Source organism: Labedaea rhizosphaerae, from assembly GCF_004362825.1.
In the GTDB taxonomy this organism is placed as follows: Bacteria; Actinomycetota; Actinomycetes; order Mycobacteriales; family Pseudonocardiaceae; genus Labedaea; species Labedaea rhizosphaerae.
On sequence record NZ_SNXZ01000005.1, the window covers coordinates 112,236 to 129,248 of the forward strand.

Sequence of the window (17,013 nt, forward strand, 5' to 3'; positions counted from 1 at the left end):
CCTCAGAGCGCGACGTGCGCGTTGGCCAGCACCCGCGCCGCCGACGCGGCTTGCCTGCGTGCGTCGCGCGGGCCGTCCAGGACGCCTTCGAGCACGAACACCGCGTGCCCGTGCGCACAGGCCGCGACCGCCAGCACCAACCGGTGCGCCCGCTGGTCGTCGCCGCAGATGGCGTGGGCCGGTGCTTCGAGCAAGCCGAGCAGCGCCGCGCCGGCCTCGGCCAGTTCCGGGCGGGCGCGTTTGTCGAGCCCGGCAGCGAAGGTCAGCTCGAAGAGCGAGCGCTCGTCGACCGCGAACCGCACGTAGGCCGAGGCGAACGCCGCCAGTTTCTCGACCGGGTCCGCCACCCGCGCCATCGCGGCCCGGTAGCGTCTGCGCTGCTCCTCGTAGGAGCGCAGGACCAAGGTGGCCAGCAACGCCTCCCGGTCGGCGAAGTGCTTGTAGGGCGCGGCGACGCTCACGCCGGCGCGCCGGCTGACCTCGGCCAGCGTGAACCCGGCGAGCCCCTTCTCGGCCACCACGTCCATCGCGGCCGCTTCGAGTGCGCGGCGCAGGTCACCGTGGTGCCGGCCGCTGGGGCGTTTGACTTCGCTGTCCACCCGCGTAAGGTTAACAGCACTTACCAGGTTAGTGTCATTAACCACGGAGGTTGCCATGGCCGACTTCGGGCTCGCCGTCCACCACACCAGTCTGTCCGTCGCCGACCTCGACGCCCAGCAGGCGTGGTACCAGCGGGTGCTCGGCCTGACCACTGTGGTCGAGCGGTTCCAGCTCGACGAGCCCGCCGTGCGCACGGTGGTGCTGCGTTCGGGTTCGGGCGTGCGCCTGGAACTCATCGAACGGGCCGGCGCCGCGCGTGAACGCCCCTTCGCCGACCCGCTCGACGCCGCCGCGACCCTCGGCTTCGGCCACTGGGCGCTGTCGGTGCGCGACCTGGACGCGTCGTACGCCGCCATCACCGCCGCGGGCGCGGCGAGCGTGTGGCCGCCGGCGGACGCGGTCGAACCCGGCGCGCGGTTCGCCTACGTCAAGGACCCGGAAGGCAACCTGATCGAACTCATCCAACCGCCGGCCTGAGCGGGGTAGGTTGTCGTGGCCGCGCGCACGGAGGATGCCCATGAAGTTCGCTGTCCTGGGTCAGCTGCTGGTGTCCGGCCCGAGTGGCGAACCGGTGACCCTGCGTGGGCACAACCTTTCGACGCTGCTTGCCGTGCTGCTGTTCCACGCGGGCGAACCCGTGCCCGTCGACCGGCTCGTCGACGCGCTCTGGGACGGCTCGCCACCGTCGTCGTACCTGTCGAACCTGCACACCTATCTCGCCCGGCTGAAGAAACGCCTGCCGGACACGGAAATCGACACGATCGGCCGGTCCTACCGGTTGCACGCCGGGCCGGACGAACTCGATCTTCTGCGATTCCACGAGCACGCTTCGGCCGCGCGCAAGGCCATGCGGGGCGGGGACCCGGCGACCGCGGCGGCGTTGTTCCGCCAAGCACTCGCGTTGTGGCGTGGCCGCCCCCTGGCCGACCTGTCGGTGCTCAGCCTCGAACCGGTGATCGTCGAGCTGACCGAGAAGCGGATGACGCTGCTCGAAGACCTCATGGACTGCGAACTCGCCACCGGCAGGCACGACACGCTCGTCGCCGAGTTGCGTGGGCTGGTCTCCGAGCACCCGCTGCGCGAACGCCTGCGCATCCAGCTGATGACCGCCCTGCACCGCGCGGGGCGCGCCGCCGAGGCCCTCGACGTCTACCGCGACGCCCGCGCGGTCCTGGTCGACGAGCTCGGCATCGAGCCCGGCGCCGCGCTGCGCAAGGCACACACCAAGTTGCTGCGCGGGAGCGATCCGGGCGCAACCACGCCCGTCGAGTCGCCCACCACAGCGATCGTGCGGCCAGGTCAGCTGCCGCCGCGGGTCGCGGACTTCCACGGCCGGGCCGACGAACTGCGGGTCGTCGGCGAACTGGTCCGAACAGGACAGTCGACGGCGCCGGTCGTGGTGATCTCCGGCGAACCCGGCGTCGGCAAGAGCGCGCTCGCCGTGCTCGCCGCCCACACCGTGCGCGACGCGTTCCCCGACGGCCAGCTCTTCGCCCAGCTCGGCGGCGGCTCGGCGAGCCCACGCGATCCGGCCGACGTGCTGGGCGAGTTCCTGCGTGCCCTGGGCATGGCGTCCTCGGCCATCCCCGACCAGCTGGGCGACCGCGCGGCGGCGTTGCGGACCAGGCTGGCCGACCGGCGTGTGCTGGTGGTCCTCGACGACGCCGCCGAGCCCGAGCAGGTCCGCCCGTTGCTGCCGGGCACGGTCGGCTGCGCCACGCTGGTGACCAGCCGCAGCCGGCTCAGCGGCCTCGCGGGCGTGCACCCGCTCCCCCTCGCGCCGATGGACCAGCAGGACGCGGTCGGCTTGCTGGCGACCATGCTCGGCGCCGCGCGGGTCGCCGCCGAGCCCGCCGCGGCCACCCGCATCGTCGCCGCGTGCGGCGGTCTCCCGCTGGCCCTGCGCGTCGCGGGCACGCGCCTGGCGTTGCGGTCCGGTTCGCGGCTCGACGCGCTGGCCGAGCGCCTGGAGATCGAGCAGGAACGGCTCGACGAGCTCGCGGTCAGCGACCTGAACGTCCGCGCGAGCCTGGAGTCGAGCTACCACAGCCTCACCCCGCTCACGACCAACGCGTTCGGGTTGCTGGGCTTGCTGGGCGCGGTCGACGTCGCCGAGTGGGTCATCGGCGTGCTGGCCGGCACCGCCGACGCCGACAAGGTCGTCGAGGAGTTGCTGGAGGCGAGCCTGCTGCAGCAGGTCGGCACGGACGCGACCGGCGAGCCCCGCTACCGGCTGCACGACCTGTTGCGGGTCTACGCCCGCGAACGGATGGAAGCCGAGACCGAGGCCGACGACCTGGTCGCGGCGCGGGACCGGCTCTTCACCGCCTACCTCGGCATCGCCGATGCGGCCTCGGCCGGGCTCCAGCTGATGCTCGCGCACCCGCCGGCCGACCAGGCACCGGACCACGGCCTGCCGGATCGGGTCGTGCGGCGGCTGATCGCCGATCCGGTCGCGTGGTTCGACGCCGAACGCCTGAACCTGCTGGCCCTGGTACGGACCGCCCGGGCGGCACAACCACGCGACGCGGTGCGCCTGGGCCACCGGCTGGTGCAGTTCCTCTGGATGCGGGGCTACTGGAACGAGGTGCACGAGCTGCAGCAGGCCGCCCTCGACCACGCCCGCGCGACGGCGGATGAGCTGGCCGCGGCCAAGGCCGAATGCCTGCTGGCCACGCTGGAGTTCACCAAGGGCGAGCACGACGGCGTCGAGGACACCTATGTGCGCAACTGCACGGTCTTCGAGCGGTTCGGCGACTCGGTGAGCCTCGCGTACGCGCTCGGCGACTACGCCAATCTCCTTGCCACGACAGGAAGGCTCGAAGAGGCGCTGGCCTGCCTGCAGCGCGCGGAAGGCTTGGTCGGCGACACCATGGCGAAGACGACCTTGGCTTCGTACGTGGTCGTGGTGCTGACGTTGCTGGGCCGGTTCGAGCAGGCGGCGGCGGTCGGCGCCCGGACCCTCGAGCAGTCCCGCCGGTTCGGCGCACCGCGGCCGCTGGCGTTGCTGCAATTGTTCTTGGCGCGCCTGCACTTGGTGGGTGGCCGGCTGGCCGAGGCCCGGGCCGCCAGCGCCGAGGCGGAGCGCTTGCTCGACGACGTCGGCGATCAGGCCGAAGCGCGCTGCTCGGTGCTCCGGGTCCGCGCGCTCGCCGAGGCGGCCGTGGGCAACCGTGCCGTCGCCCGTGGCCTCTTCCAGCGGGGCCTGACCCTTGCCGAACGGCTCGGCATCCCGGCCCTGCAAGCCGTCGCGGCGCGTGACCTCGCCGCGTGCCGGCTGGGCGAGGGCGATCTCGACTGGGCCGTGCCCACGCTGCGGGCCACCGCGGCGACGTTCCGCGCCACGGGGGACGACGACCAGCTGGCGATCGCGTCGCGGTTGCTGGCCGTCGCCGGCGAAGACGAGGCAGGCCGCCTCGACCACGTGCCCGGTGACGTGGTCGAGGCGGCCGCGCTGCGGGTGCTGCTGGAGTTGGCGGCACCCGCGACCCCCGCTGGTGAAACGTCGAGATCAGGCGGCAAGGGCCTGCTGGTCTGAACGCTTGGCCGCCTTGCGGGCGCGGCTGACGGCGTTGCTGGGGCCTGCCCAGATCAGGACGAGGGCCACCAACGCGGCCAGGGCGTTGGCTGCGTCCATGAGCTTGAGCGCCGCGGGCACGCCTTCGTCCAGCAGCGTGTAGACCAGCAACGCGAGCGAGATCGGCGCGCAGATGCTGTACACGATGCGGGCCCACGTCATGCCGAGGCGAAGCGGCAGCAGCAGGGCCAGGAAGATCACGCCGAACACGGCGAAGAACACCGCTCGGCTCTGCAGGATGTCGAACGCGTCCTGCAGCGCGAACTGCACCGACTCGTCACCGGCGAGCTCGCTGCTGGGCACACCGGCGAGCTTCGCCGCCGCATCCAGCACCATGCTCTCGCCCGACGCGTTGGTGACGACGAGGGTGAGGATGCCGATGAGCCCGGCCAGCCCGGCGAACACCGCCGCGCCGGTGAGCGTGCCGGGGATCTTGGGTCTGGTCGTCGTCGGCAGTTCGGGCAGTCGCGCTGGACGCTGCGTCGGTCCCGGCGCATATGAATTCACGTGTGGTGCCTTTCCTGGATCTTCTGACATCCTTGGGCGACGGCCGTCGGTCGGACGACAAGCTCAGCGCGTGCACGACCGCTACGACCTCGCCGGACGATCGTGTCGAACGGCACCACACGGACCGCACACAGAACGGACACACCGTTTCGCCCAGCGATAAAGCGGCGGTGCGCGACCGGGGTGCGCGGCTAGCGTGACCGCATGGATCTCGCTTACGACGACGTCGGTTCCGGCCCGGTGGTGCTGCTCGTGCACGCGGGCATCGCCGATCGGCGGATGTGGCGGCACCAAGTCCCCGCGTTGTCCGAGCGTCACCGCGTGATCGCGGTGGACGAGCGGTGTCACGGCGACTCGCCGTGGGCGGCGGAGCGGACGCCGCACGCGGATCTGCTCGGGTTGATGGATCACCTGGGCATCGACCAGGCCGCGGCCGTCGGGTGTTCCAACGGTGGGCGGACCATCGTGGACGCCGCGCTCGCCGCGCCGTCGCGGTTCGACCGGCTCGCGCTGATCGCGGCCGGGCTCTCCGGGTTCGCGATGCGGCCGTCGTGGCTGGAACTGTGGCAGGACAGGGTTTACGGCTCGCTCGGTCCGGAACGGCTCGCCGCGTACCGGGGCGGCGCGGACCTGACCGACGCGGAGGCCGAGCGGATCGCCGTCCTGCAGACGCGGATGCTCGTCGCCGGTCCGGACCGGGACGAGACCGCGCTCGCCCCGGACGTGTGGGAGCTCGCGGTGGACATGGCGTTGCGGGAGATCCGCACGCCGGAGTCCGACGAGGTGCTGCTGGAGCCGCCCGCGGTCGGGCGGCTGCACGAGCTCACCATGCCCGTTCTGGTGCTCAGCGGCGACGCCGACGTGCCGGAGATTCTCGACATGTCGCGGGCCTACGCCACCGGAATCCCCGGCGCACGACATGTGCGCATCCCGGCGACGGGGCACCTGCCCCCGCTGGAGCGGCCGGACGAGGTGAACGCGGCGCTGCTGGCGTTCCTCGGCGACGCCGAATCCTGACCAACCCCTGTCCCATTTTTCCGTTAGCTAACCTTGCGCTAACCAATCGCGGCACGGCGCTGTAACCAGCGCATGACCGTGCGCGACAACGTGCGGAAACAGGGGTTGCGCCGACGCGGACAGGGGTGCCCCAAGGGGTGTGCGCGTATGACGATTACGGCACAGGATTCGGGCGCCAGAAATGGTACGCCCGGTTCCGCTTCGCCTCCCATGTCGCGTCGATTGGATGCGATCCCACCGAACGGTAGGGCCCACGATGACAATTCTGGACGACCCGGAGTTGATGTTCCCCCAGTTGCAGTTGGCCGGCGCAGGCTGGGACCAGCCCGCCCGGCATTCGTTCCGTGACCGGCTGGTGGCCGCCGCGCGCCAGGGCGTGACGTGCATCGGCCTGAACGTCGAGGAAGCCGACAAGCAGCTCGCGGGGCACTCCCCCGAGGGTCTGCGCAAGCTCCTCGCCGACCACGGCCTGCGGGTCGCCGAGCTCGAGGTGCTGTTCGGCTGGGACCACAGCGACGAGGCGACCGAACTCGAGACCCACATCTTCGACCTCGCCGTCGCCACGGGCGCGACCAAGGTCAAGGCGGCGGGCATCACGCCGCCCGGCCACGACCCGATCCCGACCGAGGTCCTCACCGAGCGGTTCGGCGCCATGTGCGACCGCGCCGCCCGGCACGGCCTGACCATCGCGCTGGAGACGATCGCGGCCTTCCCCGGTTTCGACCTCGCCGTCGCGGCCGACGTGCTGCTCGGCGCGGACCGTCCGAACGGGACGCTCCAGGTCGACACCTGGCACCTGTTCCGCGACCCGAGCGGGCGCGCGGCGCTGGACCGCCTGGAAGCACGGCACATCGGGGGGCTCGAGCTGGCCGACGGCCCCGCCGAAGCCCCCGACGACCTGATGACCGAGTGCGTCAGCGCGCGCCTGCTGCCCGGCGAGGGCGCGTTCCCGCTGGCCGAACTCCTGCGGGACCTGAACGAGCGCGGCGTCGACCTGCCCATCTCGGTGGAGGTGCTCTCCAGCCGGCTGCAGCCGCTCGACGTCGAGGACATCGCGGCCCGCACCGCGGTCGCCATGCAGAAGGTGATCGCCGCCGCCCGCGGCTGATCGCCCACCCAGCCGGTGTGGCTGCCGGTCCCCCGTCGGCAGCCACCCGGGTACCGGTCCCCGTCAGGGTCGAATTCCGGGACATACCGGATCACGGCAGGTGATCATGCCGACAGACTGATCCGCACAACGACGACCCAGACGGGGGAATCCATGCGGATCAAGTACAAACGCGCCTCAGCGGGGCTGGCCGCGGCGCTCACCGGCGCCGCGGTGGCCACTGTGGTGGCCACCAACGCCGGCGCCACGCCCGGCCCGACCGTCCACTTGGGCGCGGGCGAACACTATGCGGCGCAAGTGACCCGCACCGAGTACGGCATCCCGCACGTGCTCGCACCCACCCTCGGCAGCGCCGGTTACGGCTACGGGTACACGTTCACGCAGGACAACCTCTGCTCGCTCGCCGACGCGGTGCTGACCCTGCGCGGCGAACGGTCCAAGTTCCTGGGCCCGGACGGCACGGTGGACAACGGCGGCGGCCCGGCCACCAATGTGGACAGTGACACGTACTTCCGTTCGCTCAACGACGCGCACGTCGTCGAGCGGCTGCTGACCGGGCGCAACGCGCCGTCCAAGCAGGCACGCGAACTGGTCGCCGGCTACGCCGCCGGGGTCAACCGCTACCTGCGCGACACCGGCGCCGACCGGCTGCCCGACCCGACGTGCCGCGGCAAGGCGTGGGTCCGGCCGATCACCGAACTCGACGTCTGGCGCATGATGCACCACCTTAACCAGCTCGGTGGCCTGTCCGGCTTCACCACGTCCATCGCGACGGCGGCACCCGGCAAGCAGAACGGCACCGCGCCCGCCCCCGCCGTGCACAACGACATCGGCAGCAACGCCTGGGGTCTGGGCAGCGACGTCACCAAGGACCACAGCGGCATGGTGCTGGGCAACCCGCACTTCCCGTGGTCCGGGATGTTCCGCTTCTACCAGGTGCAGCTCACCGTGCCGGGCTTGCTGGACGTCGCGGGCGGCAGCGTGTTCGGCACTCCGACCGTGGAGGTCGGGCACAACCACGACCTGGCGTGGACGCACACCGTGTCCAGCGCGCAGCGGTTCACCTTGTTCCAGCTGAAGCTCCAGCCCGGTCACCCGACCACCTACCTGGTGGACGGCAAAGCGGAGCCCATGAAGCAGAAGGTCGTGCGGGTGCCGGTGCGCGGCAAGGACGGCACGGTGACCGAGGTCCGGCGGACGCTCTACGACTCGCGTTACGGCCCGGTGATCGCCGACAGCTGGGGTGCCGATAGCGCGTTCGCCGTCCGCGGTTCCAATGTGGACAACCTGCGCGACGTCGACGAGTGGCTGGGCCTCGGCCGGGCGCGCACGATCGGCGAGCTGAACGCGGTGCAGCGCAAGCACCAGTCGATGCCGTTCGTGGACACGATCGCGGCCGACAAGAGCGGCACCACCTACTACGGTGACGTCTCCGTCGTCCCGAACGTCACCGACGCGCAGGCCGCGCGGTGCGTGGACACGCCGGAAGGCCACGCCATGTACCCGCGCACCATCGTGCTCGACGGCGCGCACGGCAACTGCGCCTGGGGCACCGACAAGGACGCCGTGCAGCCGGGCACGTTCGGCCCGTCGACCGCGCCACAGCTGACCCGGCACGACTACGTGTCGAACTCCAACGAGTCGGCGTGGCTGACCAACGCGGACGCCCCGCTGACCGGCTTCCCCCGGATCTACGGCGACATCGCCGACACCCGCTCGCCCCGGGATCGCCTGTCGCACCAGATGATCGCCGACCGCCGCGCGGGCACCGACGGGCTCGGCGCACCCGGGTTCGACCTGCCGTCGTTGCAGGGCGCGATGCTCGGCGACCGGGAGCTGACGGCGGAGATGGCCAAGTCCGACGTGGTCGCGATGTGCCGTGCGAACCCGTCGCTGACCGCCACCGACGGGACCACTGTGGACGTCCGGCAAGCCTGCGACGTGCTCGCGAAGTGGGACGGCAAGGCCGACACGACCAGCCGTGGCACGGTGTTGTGGCGGGAATTCTGGTTGCGCGCCATCGCCACCAAGCCGGGCGTGCACTACCTGGTGCCGTTCGACCCGGAGCACCCGGTGACCACACCGAACAAGGTGGACACCAGCACGCCGGGCCTGCGCGCCTCGCTCGCCGACGCGGTGCAGGTGATCACGGCGCACGGTCTGGCGCTGGACGTCGCCTTCGGCGACACGCAGTTCACCGACGGCCGCATCCCGGTGGCAGGCTGCACCGGGGCCGAGGGCTGCTTCAACATCACCAACGCGGCCGACCGGACCCTGCGTGACGACGGCACCTACGGCCCGATCGAGTTCGGGTCGAGCTTCATCATGGCCGCACAGCTCACCCCGGACGGCCCGCGGGTCCGCACGATCCTGACGTACTCGCTCTCGGCCAACCCGGCCTCGCCGCACCACACCGACCAAACCGTGCTCTACCAGCACAAGCAGTGGGTGACCGAGCGGTTCACCCAGGACGAGATCGCGGCCGGCGGTTCCGCGAGCACCATTCGCGAATGATCCGCAGGCGGCGCCGGTCCCCCACGGACCGGCGCCGCTTCGGCGTGCCCGGGGTGGTGGATGCGGGTGGTGGATAGGGTGCGGCATGCACTCGCGGCTCCTGATCGTCTCCGCGGCCGTCCTCGTCGTGGCCGCGTGCTCGTCGGACGACCCGGCGATCTCCATGGACGGCGCTCGGAGCGCCACGCCGCCGAATGCGTCGACCTGTCCCCTGCACCTCGACCCACCCGCCGCGCTGAAGGCGGCCGGCGTCGGCACGGCCGTGACCCCCGATTCGATCAGCGTGCAGAAGTCGAAGACGGGCAAGCCCGCCGACGACCCGATCGCCGCGCAGCGGGGCGGGATGTCGGCCATCGACGCCATCGCGGGCGTGTACGTGGCCTGCGACTACAAGGCCGCTTCCGGCTCGTTCGACGTGACCGTGGTGATCACTCCGGTCAAGGGCGCGGCGAGCGTGCTCGGCCCGGTGCTGGTCCGCGACGCCGGCTTGTCGTTGACCGAGGCGCGGCCCTTGCTCGAGTCCCCGCCCGGCGCGGGCGAGGTGAGGATCGTCGGCGAGACGGTCGCGTTCGGCGGCATCGCGGTCGACGGTGGCGACGGGGCGATCCTCGTGCACTCCGAACTCCCCGACGTCCACGACGAAACTCTCGCGAACGTCACCAAGACCCTGACCGGCCAGCTGCGGAACTGACCGCTCAGGTGGCCCCGCCGCAGCTCGGGATGGCCAAAGCGGTGCCGCCCAAGGGTTTCCACGGCGTCCAGGTGCTGCTGCTCGGCGCGGACTGGGTTCGGCGTTGCAACGCGCCGTTCGGGGTCAACGCGAGCAGGACCAGCCGGCCGTCGGCTTCCGCCGTCACCGCCGGCGTGCACGCCACCTGGCCGGCCGGGAAGCCGTCGTCGATCCGTTGCTCGGGGCTCCACGTCCCGTTCGGACTGGCCTGCGCCTTGCGGGCCAGGTAATCGCCGCCCGGGGACAGGAAGAAGGTCTCGAGCCGCCCGTCGGTGTCGCGGCGCACCGCGGGGGACGCGTCCGGCCACGTTCCGCTGAGCTGGCGCCAGTCGAACCAGCCGCCGCTGGGGACGGCCTGCACCCGTTGCGCGGTGCCGGTGCCGACCGGGTGCGGGATGAACACCTCGAGCCGGCCGTCCGCGTCGTTGCCGACGCTGGGTGCGACGGCGGCCGCCGGACCGCCGAAGCCGCCGTCCCAGGCGCTCCAGTCGCCGCCGGGTGTGTTCTGCCAGCGGTGTGCCACGTAGGCGCCGCCGGGGCCGACGGCGAAGACCTCCAGGCGGCCGTCCGCGTTGGTGCCGACCACCGGCGGCGCACCCGCCGGGCCGCCGAACTGCTGCCAGTCCGACCACGTGTCCGTGCCGGTCTGGACCCGGACGTTGATCGCGTTGCCGCCGGGGCCGAGGGCGAAGACGGCGAGCCGGCCGTCGGGGTACTTGCCGGTCGCGGGCGGCGCACCGACCGCGGGGCCGAAGGTCGTCCACGCTCCCCATGCGTCGGTGGCCGGGTCGGTCTGGACCCGGCGCAGCAACGCGGTCCCGTCGGCGTTGGGCGCCAACACCTCCAGGCGACCGGCGCGGTCCGTGACGACCGACGGCACCGTGCCCGCCACACCGAACGGTTGCCAGGCACCGAAGTTACCGCTGTCGGGTGCGGTCTCGACCGCACGCAGCACCGTGTGGCCCGCGCCGAGTGCGAAGAGCTGCAACCGGTGCCGCGCGTCCACAGTGGACGACGGGTTGGCGGTGCTCGGCCACAGTGGTGGCGTCGCCTGCCAGCGCAGCTTCGCCAGGTAGAGCCCGTGCTCGAACGACCCGGCCCCGGTCGCCCACCACGTCCCGCCGTCCTCGACGACCTCGGCGGCGTGCACCGGCACGTGGCCCGCGTAGTCCGCGAGGTCGAAGTGCAGCGGATCGCTGCTGCGGAACACGTCGGTGCCCACGTAGCCACCGCGCGGACCGATGAACAGGTACCAGGACCCGTTGTGCCGCACCACGAACGGCGACTCGGTGTTGCTCGGGGCGTTGCTGTCCATGGACGGGTCGGTGAACGCGATCGACTGGCCGCTCCAGTGCACCAGGTCCGTGCTCGTCCGGTAGGCCACCACGTGGTGGTGATCGGCGCCGTTGATCTCGCAGTAATACATGACCCACTGGTCCCCGATGCGCACGACGTACGGGTCGCGCGCGGCGATCCCGCGGAACAGCGGGCCCGACGGGATGCGCGTCCAGTGGTTCAGATCCGTCGAGGTCGCCAGGTTCATCGCCGCGCCGTTGCCGCCCGCCGCGTAGAACATGTAGTACGTGCCGTTGTCGGCGATCACGTGTGGCGCCCAGAGGTGCGCCTCGCCGAAGTAGTCCGGGTCGACCGTGAGCGCGTAGGGCTGCGTGGTCCACGGCCCGGCCAGGGCGGGTGCGGTGGCGTGCGCGATGTTCACCTCGAGCCCGCCGTCGGGGAACTGCCCGTCCGGGGCCCGCTGCGCCGTGATGCCGAACAGGTGCCACGTGCCGTCCGGCGCCTTGATCACGGTGTGGTCGTTGAGGTAGCGGGTGCCCGGGTCGTACACCAGGTGCACCGGATCGGCGCCGACCCACTCGACCGCACTTGCCTGGGTGGCAGCGGCCTGGCCGGCCGCGGGCGCCGTCATCGCCCCCACCAGCGTGAGCGCGGCCAGGCCCGTCAGTACCCATCGTGGTCGCATGCGACCTCCCCGACAGTGATCGAGTAATCGATTACTCGACTCCTACCGGTGATGGAACCACACCGACCACCGCCGTGGCATCCGCCGAACGGTGCGGGGGCGCGGGGCGGCGACCGGCTGCGGCCCGAACGGCGGCTGCCACGGCGGTGCGCGCGAGCAACAATCCTGGAGCCACGAACCGAGGAGGTCCCCCGATGCCTTCCCTCTCCCCCGTCCTGCGCCGGGCCGCGGCCGTCGCCGCCGGGTGCGCCTTGGCCGTCACCATGACCGGCGGCCCCGCGTCGGCCACCGGCAAGCTCGGCCACATGTTCACCTACACCTACTACTCGTCGTCCGCACACACCGGCGAGCCCGTCGGCGGCTACGTGTACGGCTACTGCCCGAGCTACTTCAGCTCCACCTGGGGCGTCCGCACCGCTTACTTCACCTCGACCGTCGAGGAGTGCTGAGCCCGGGCCGACCAACATCATTGACACCACCGCGACGCGTCCATAGTTTGCGGGAGTCGATTAACGGCTGCCACGGAGGTGTCGCGTGCGGGTGGCGCTGGTCGGGATCACCGGTTTCGGCCGGACACACCTGACGACCATCCGCGGCCTCGAAGGCGCCGAACTCGTGGGCACCTGCGACCTGCGCCCACCACCGCCGGAGCTGGCCACCGAGCTCGCCGGCGTCCCGCACTTCGCCGAGTTCGACGCCCTGCTGCGGCAGGCGGCACCGGAGCTCACGGTGCTCGCCACGCCGCCGCAGACCCATGCGGAGCTCGCCGAGCTGGCGTTGACCGCGGGCAGCGACGTGCTGCTCGAAAAGCCGCCGGTCACCTCGATCGCCGACCTGGACCGGCTGCTCGCGGCCGAGCAGAACACGGGGCACCTGGTCGAAGTCGGCTTCCAGACCATGGGTTCGGCCGCGCTGGCCCAGTTGCGTGAGCTGGTCGAGACCGGCGAACTCGGGGCGATCGAGGGAATCGGCTCCTACGCGGCGTGGCAACGCGATTGCGCGTACTTCGGCCGCGCGGACTGGGCCGGTCGCCGCGTGCTCAACGGCGTCCAGGTCGTCGACGGTGTGCTCAGCAACCCGTTCGCGCACTCGATCATGAACGCCTGCGCCCTCGCGGGAACCGCCGCGACCGCTCGCGCGGCCGCGTCCGTCGAGCTCGAACTGTGGCGGGCCAACGACATCGAGAGCGACGACACCTCGTGCCTGCGTGCCCGCTTCGCCGGGGCGCCACCGATCGTCGTGTCCGGCACGCTGTGCGCGGACCGGATCCTCGACCCGGTCGTGCTCGTGCACGGCGAGCGGGCGACCGCGGAGCTGGCCTACCTCACCGACGAGCTGACGATCACCTACCGGGACGGCCGCCGGACCGAGGCCCGGTTCGGGCGCACCAGCCAGCTGGCGAACCTGGTCGCGGGTGGGCGGCCGCTGTGCCCGCTCGCCGACACCCGTGGTTTCACCAGCGTCCTCGAAGCCATCGCCAACGCCGCCGCACCGAACCCGATCCCGCAGCGGTTCTGGCGCCAGGACGGCGACGTGCGGATCGTCGACGGCGCGGCCGAGGCCGTCCGCCGGGCCGCGACCGAGCTGAGGCTCTTCACCGAGCTCGACGCGACGCCGTGGACGACGTCACCGCTGCCCGCGCGGTGAACGCGGTCACCGCGTGGCCGAGCTGCCCGTGGTCGCTCGCTGCGCGCTGATCCGTTCGAGCTCGGCCGGCGTGCCGGCCATGATCGTGCGGACGTGTTCGGTCACCAGCTCGACCGGCCAGTCCCACCACGCCGCGCGCAGCAACCGCTCGATGTCGTCGTCGGCGAACCGCTTGCGGATCACGGTGGCGGGGTTGCCACCCACGATCGCGTACGGCGGGACGTCGGCGGTGACGACCGAGCCCGCGGCGATGATCGCGCCGTCGCCGATGCGCACGCCGGGCATGACCAACGCGCCGTAGCCGAACCAGACGTCGTTGCCGATCACCGTGTCACCGCGGCTCGGCATGCCCGTGACGATGTCCAGGGTCCGGTCGGCCCAGGTCCCGCCGAAGATCGTGAACGGGAACGTGGAGCCGCCCATGGTCGGGTGCGCCGACGCGGCCATCATGAACTTGGTGCCGGACGCGATCGCGCAGTACTTGCCGATGATCAGCTTCTCCGGGCCGTAGGCGTAGAGGACGTTGCGCTCCTGGAACGCCGCCGCGTCCTGCTCGTCGTCGTAGTAGGTGTACTCGCCGACCTCGATGCGCGGGTCGGTGATCAGCGGCTTGAGGAACACCAGCCGATCGTGGCCTTGCAGCGGGTGCACGGTGGTGGGATCTGGAGTCAATCGAACCTCATCTCTATTGCGACTGGGATCGCGTTAAGCTGAGCATGGCAGGCTCGGAAGCCGAGCGCAAGCCTTAACGCGACTGGAGTCGACTTTGACCAGACCGGGAACCGTGCGCCCTGGTGGGCGAAGCGCGCGCGTGCGGGCGGCCGTGGTCGACGCGGTGCTGGCCGAGCTGTCCTCCGGCGGTTACGACGCCTTGACCGTCGAGCAGGTCGCCACCCGTTCCGGCGTGCACAAGGCCACGCTCTACCGGCGCTGGGGCGGCGTGGACGGCTTGGTCGCCGAAGCCCTGGCCCACTCGGCGGAAGCGGAGTGGGCGATCCCCGACACCGGCTCCCTCGCCGACGACCTGCGCGCGGTGACCCACGCGGTGCTGGTCGGCTTCACCGATCCGGCCTACGGCGGTGCGGCCACCGCGCTCATCAGTGCCGCTTTGCGCTCCACGCAAGGCGCGCAGGCGCTGGCGTCGTTCTTCGCCACGCGCCTGCACGATGCCGCCGCCGTCGTGACCCGGGCCGTCGAGCGGGGTGAGCTACCCGCGGGCGTGGACGCGGTCGAAGTGATCCGCACGGCCACGGCGCCCTTGTACTTCCGGCTCTTCATCACCGGCGAGCCGCTCGACAAAGCCATCGCCGACCGCGCCGCCGCGGCCGCGCTCGCCGCCACCGAAGCTGGGGTGTTCACCGCATGACGGCCGAAGAACTGCTCGACACGCTCCCGATCCGCGATGTCCGGGCCAAGGGCACGACCGCCCAGGTCGACTTCGCACGAGGCACCGCGGGCACAGTGGACGTCGTCGCCGGAGTCCCCGACCTCACCGACGACCGCCTCGCCGGTCTGGCGTCGAGCATCCGGTCCGCGCTGCACCACTACTTCTCCGTCGAGGACCGCGTCGAGGTGGTGGTGCGCCGGCTGGACGGCGACCAGACCGGCGCCGAAGAGGCCGGGCAGCAGGTCGTCGAGAACCTGCACCGTCTGACCACCGCCCTGCGGTACGTCCCGCCCGTACCCGCGGCGGCCGACCTCGTCGGCGCCCTACCCCTTCGGGGGATCAAGGTGCGCGCGGGGTCGGCCGGGAACTGCGCCGGCATCGTCGTCGCGCTCGTCGACCTCGAGCCGGACCCGAACGAGGGTTTCTCGCTGAGCCTCGACGAGGCGCAGCTCCCGCCGTCCGCCGAAGACTTCCGGGAGATCATCGAGGAGTGGGCCGAGGACTTCGCATCCGGCATCCGGGCGGCGATCGGCGCCGTGCACGACGAACCGCCGCCGATCCGGGTCGTGGTGCACAAGCTGGCCGGCAACTACGCCGACGCCAACCGCGCGCCGTGGCAGAAGGCGGGCCGGCTCGTCGTGGAGGAGGCGGTGCGGCGCGCGACCGGCTAGGGCAAGGGCGCGGCGAAGAGCCACGCGTCGAACAGCGGCGCGAGGTCCGTGTCGGTGTGGCGCTGCGCGAGCTTCTGCAAGTCCGCCGTGGTCGCGGTGGCGTGGCGGTAGGTGCCGGTCCACTCGCGCAGCATCGGGAAGAACGCGGCGTCGCCCATCGCGGTCCGCACGGTGTGCAGGGTCAGCGCGCCGCGCTTGTAGAGCCGGTCGTCGAACATGTCCTTGGCCGGCGGGTCACCGATCACCAGGTCCTGCGGCTCACCGGCCAGCCGCCGCCGTGCCTCGGCCGCCAGGGCCGACGCCCGCGGGCCGCCGGAACGCTCCGACCACAACCATTCCGCGTACGCGGCGAACCCCTCGTTCAGCCAGATGTCGCGCCAGGCCGCCAGCCCGACCGAGTTGCCGAACCACTGGTGCGCCAGCTCGTGCGCGACCAGCCGCTCGAACCCGCGCTTGCCGTCGACGTGGTTCGCGCCGAAGATCGAGATGCCCTGGGCCTCGACCGGCACCTCGAGCTCGTCCTCGGTCACGACGACGCCGTAGGACTCGAACGGGTACGGCCCGAACAGTTCCACGAACAAGGACATCATCTGCGGCTGGCGCGCGAAGTCGTGCCGGAACGCACGCAGCTTCGACCGGGTCACCGCGGCGTGCTGGCCGGGCGCGAGCGCGACGTCCGCGTACTGTCCGATTTGGACGGTGGCGAGGTAGGCCGACATCGGCGCGGGTTCGTCGAAGGTCCACGTCGTCTCCCGGCCGGAGCGGGCCTTCCCGGCACGCGATCCGTTGGCCAGCACCGTGTACCCGTCCGGCACGCTCACCGCGATCCGGTAGGTCGCCTTCTCCCCCACCGCGTCGTCGCACGGGAACCACGACGGCGCGCCGACCGGCTGGCTCGCCACGATCACGCCGTCGGTCAGCTCGTCCCAGCCGACCTCGCCCCAGTGGCGGGTGCGCACCGGCACCGGACGCCCGGCGTAGCGGACCTCGACCTCGATCGCCGACTCGGCCGCGAGCGTCCGCCCGACCCGGATGCGGAGCTTGCCGCCCCGATGGGTCCAGCGCGCCGGCTGCCCGCCCACCAACACCTTGCTGACGGTCAGCCCGCCCAAGTCCAGCACGACCGTCGACAAGGCGTCGACGGCCGTGACGACGAGGCGCGCGGTCGCGGTCAGCCGTCCGGTGGACGGTCGCCAAGCGAGCGCGAGGTCGTAGTGGGTGATGTGGTAGCCGGGGTTGCCGTGCCCCAGCAGATCGGCTTCCCGGAACACCAC

The 17,013-nt window shown here is 71.8% G+C and carries 15 protein-coding genes; 10 read left to right on the top strand and 5 right to left on the bottom strand.

The features are described 5' to 3' along the window. Nucleotides 1-2 precede the first annotated feature (2 nt). Nucleotides 3-599 (bottom strand): TetR/AcrR family transcriptional regulator, encoded by a 597-nt coding sequence (locus EV186_RS27190; RefSeq protein ID WP_208115814.1) that lies wholly within the window; start codon nt 597-599, stop codon nt 3-5. Between the two features lie 55 nt (nt 600-654). On the opposite strand from EV186_RS27190, the gene EV186_RS27195 reads away from it, so the two are divergent. Then, the gene (locus tag EV186_RS27195) at nt 655-1,077 is read left to right on the top strand and encodes a VOC family protein (protein ID WP_133852301.1); all 423 of its coding nucleotides are present in this window, start codon (nt 655-657) and stop codon (nt 1,075-1,077) included. A gap of 40 nt (nt 1,078-1,117) precedes the next feature. Then, a complete protein-coding gene (locus tag EV186_RS27200; protein WP_166659357.1) occupies nt 1,118-4,138 on the top strand; it encodes an AfsR/SARP family transcriptional regulator in 3,021 nt (1,006 codons plus the stop codon). Here the strand turns inward: EV186_RS27200 and EV186_RS27205 are convergent. Beyond that, a complete protein-coding gene (locus tag EV186_RS27205) occupies nt 4,112-4,684 on the bottom strand; it encodes a hypothetical protein (RefSeq protein WP_133852303.1) in 573 nt (190 codons plus the stop codon). The two genes, EV186_RS27200 and EV186_RS27205, sit on opposite strands and share 27 nt — an antisense overlap. A gap of 204 nt (nt 4,685-4,888) precedes the next feature. Here EV186_RS27205 and EV186_RS27210 point away from each other — a divergent pair, with 204 nt between their 5' ends. From EV186_RS27210 to EV186_RS27225, 4 genes are all read left to right on the top strand, one after another. Continuing rightward, nucleotides 4,889-5,701: an alpha/beta fold hydrolase gene (locus EV186_RS27210; RefSeq protein WP_133852304.1), complete on the top strand. Its 813-nt coding sequence runs from the start codon at nt 4,889-4,891 to the stop codon at nt 5,699-5,701. Nucleotides 5,702-5,957: 256 nt separating this feature from the next. Continuing rightward, nucleotides 5,958-6,809 carry a sugar phosphate isomerase/epimerase family protein gene (locus EV186_RS27215; RefSeq protein ID WP_166659358.1) on the top strand — a complete coding sequence of 284 codons (852 nt, stop codon included), beginning with the start codon at nt 5,958-5,960 and terminating at the stop codon, nt 6,807-6,809. Between the two features lie 153 nt (nt 6,810-6,962). After that, the gene (locus EV186_RS27220) at nt 6,963-9,323 is read left to right on the top strand and encodes a penicillin acylase family protein (protein ID WP_133852306.1); all 2,361 of its coding nucleotides are present in this window, start codon (nt 6,963-6,965) and stop codon (nt 9,321-9,323) included. 85 nt (nt 9,324-9,408) lie between these two features. Continuing rightward, on the top strand, nt 9,409-10,014 hold the full coding sequence (locus EV186_RS27225) for a hypothetical protein (RefSeq protein ID WP_133852307.1): 606 nt from the start codon (nt 9,409-9,411) through the stop codon (nt 10,012-10,014). Nucleotides 10,015-10,018: 4 nt separating this feature from the next. On the opposite strand, the gene EV186_RS27230 is transcribed toward EV186_RS27225, so the two are convergent. Continuing rightward, nucleotides 10,019-12,034, bottom strand: a complete 2,016-nt coding sequence (locus EV186_RS27230; RefSeq protein ID WP_133852308.1) for a DUF8189 domain-containing protein — start codon at nt 12,032-12,034, stop codon at nt 10,019-10,021. A 194-nt stretch (nt 12,035-12,228) separates the two neighbouring features. On the opposite strand from EV186_RS27230, the gene EV186_RS27235 reads away from it, so the two are divergent. Then, nucleotides 12,229-12,483, top strand: a complete 255-nt coding sequence (locus EV186_RS27235; RefSeq protein ID WP_133852309.1) for a hypothetical protein — start codon at nt 12,229-12,231, stop codon at nt 12,481-12,483. An 85-nt stretch (nt 12,484-12,568) separates the two neighbouring features. Next, the gene (locus tag EV186_RS27240) at nt 12,569-13,681 is read left to right on the top strand and encodes a Gfo/Idh/MocA family protein (RefSeq protein ID WP_166659359.1); all 1,113 of its coding nucleotides are present in this window, start codon (nt 12,569-12,571) and stop codon (nt 13,679-13,681) included. A 6-nt stretch (nt 13,682-13,687) separates the two neighbouring features. Here EV186_RS27240 and EV186_RS27245 read toward each other — a convergent pair whose 3' ends face one another. Further along, nucleotides 13,688-14,353: a CatB-related O-acetyltransferase gene (locus EV186_RS27245; RefSeq protein WP_133852311.1), complete on the bottom strand. Its 666-nt coding sequence runs from the start codon at nt 14,351-14,353 to the stop codon at nt 13,688-13,690. A 139-nt stretch (nt 14,354-14,492) separates the two neighbouring features. Between EV186_RS27245 and EV186_RS27250 the strand changes: the two genes are divergently transcribed. Both EV186_RS27250 and EV186_RS27255 read left to right on the top strand, forming a co-directional pair. After that, nucleotides 14,493-15,047 (top strand): TetR/AcrR family transcriptional regulator, encoded by a 555-nt coding sequence (locus tag EV186_RS27250; protein ID WP_208115815.1) that lies wholly within the window; start codon nt 14,493-14,495, stop codon nt 15,045-15,047. After that, complete coding sequence (locus EV186_RS27255) at nt 15,044-15,739, top strand: hypothetical protein (RefSeq protein ID WP_133852313.1); 696 nt, start codon at nt 15,044-15,046, stop codon at nt 15,737-15,739. Before EV186_RS27250 ends, EV186_RS27255 begins: the two co-directional genes overlap by 4 nt. Here EV186_RS27255 and EV186_RS27260 read toward each other — a convergent pair. Beyond that, nucleotides 15,736-17,010: a M1 family metallopeptidase gene (locus EV186_RS27260; RefSeq protein ID WP_208115816.1), complete on the bottom strand. Its 1,275-nt coding sequence runs from the start codon at nt 17,008-17,010 to the stop codon at nt 15,736-15,738. The genes EV186_RS27255 and EV186_RS27260 overlap by 4 nt on opposite strands. Nucleotides 17,011-17,013: the final 3 nt, after the last annotated feature.

What these genes read in the sequence shown, in the direction of transcription:
- EV186_RS27235 (WP_133852309.1), top strand. Translation starts at nt 12,229, where the DNA reads ATGCCTTCCCTCTCCCCCGTCCTGCGCCGGGCCGCGGCCGTCGCCGCC.
- EV186_RS27255 (WP_133852313.1), top strand. Translation starts at nt 15,044, where the DNA reads ATGACGGCCGAAGAACTGCTCGACACGCTCCCGATCCGCGATGTCCGG.
- EV186_RS27200 (WP_166659357.1), top strand. Translation starts at nt 1,118, where the DNA reads ATGAAGTTCGCTGTCCTGGGTCAGCTGCTGGTGTCCGGCCCGAGTGGC.
- EV186_RS27210 (WP_133852304.1), top strand. Translation starts at nt 4,889, where the DNA reads ATGGATCTCGCTTACGACGACGTCGGTTCCGGCCCGGTGGTGCTGCTC.
- EV186_RS27215 (WP_166659358.1), top strand. Translation starts at nt 5,958, where the DNA reads ATGACAATTCTGGACGACCCGGAGTTGATGTTCCCCCAGTTGCAGTTG.
- EV186_RS27220 (WP_133852306.1), top strand. Translation starts at nt 6,963, where the DNA reads ATGCGGATCAAGTACAAACGCGCCTCAGCGGGGCTGGCCGCGGCGCTC.
- EV186_RS27230 (WP_133852308.1), bottom strand. Translation starts at nt 12,034, where the DNA reads ATGCGACCACGATGGGTACTGACGGGCCTGGCCGCGCTCACGCTGGTG.
- EV186_RS27195 (WP_133852301.1), top strand. Translation starts at nt 655, where the DNA reads ATGGCCGACTTCGGGCTCGCCGTCCACCACACCAGTCTGTCCGTCGCC.
- EV186_RS27225 (WP_133852307.1), top strand. Translation starts at nt 9,409, where the DNA reads ATGCACTCGCGGCTCCTGATCGTCTCCGCGGCCGTCCTCGTCGTGGCC.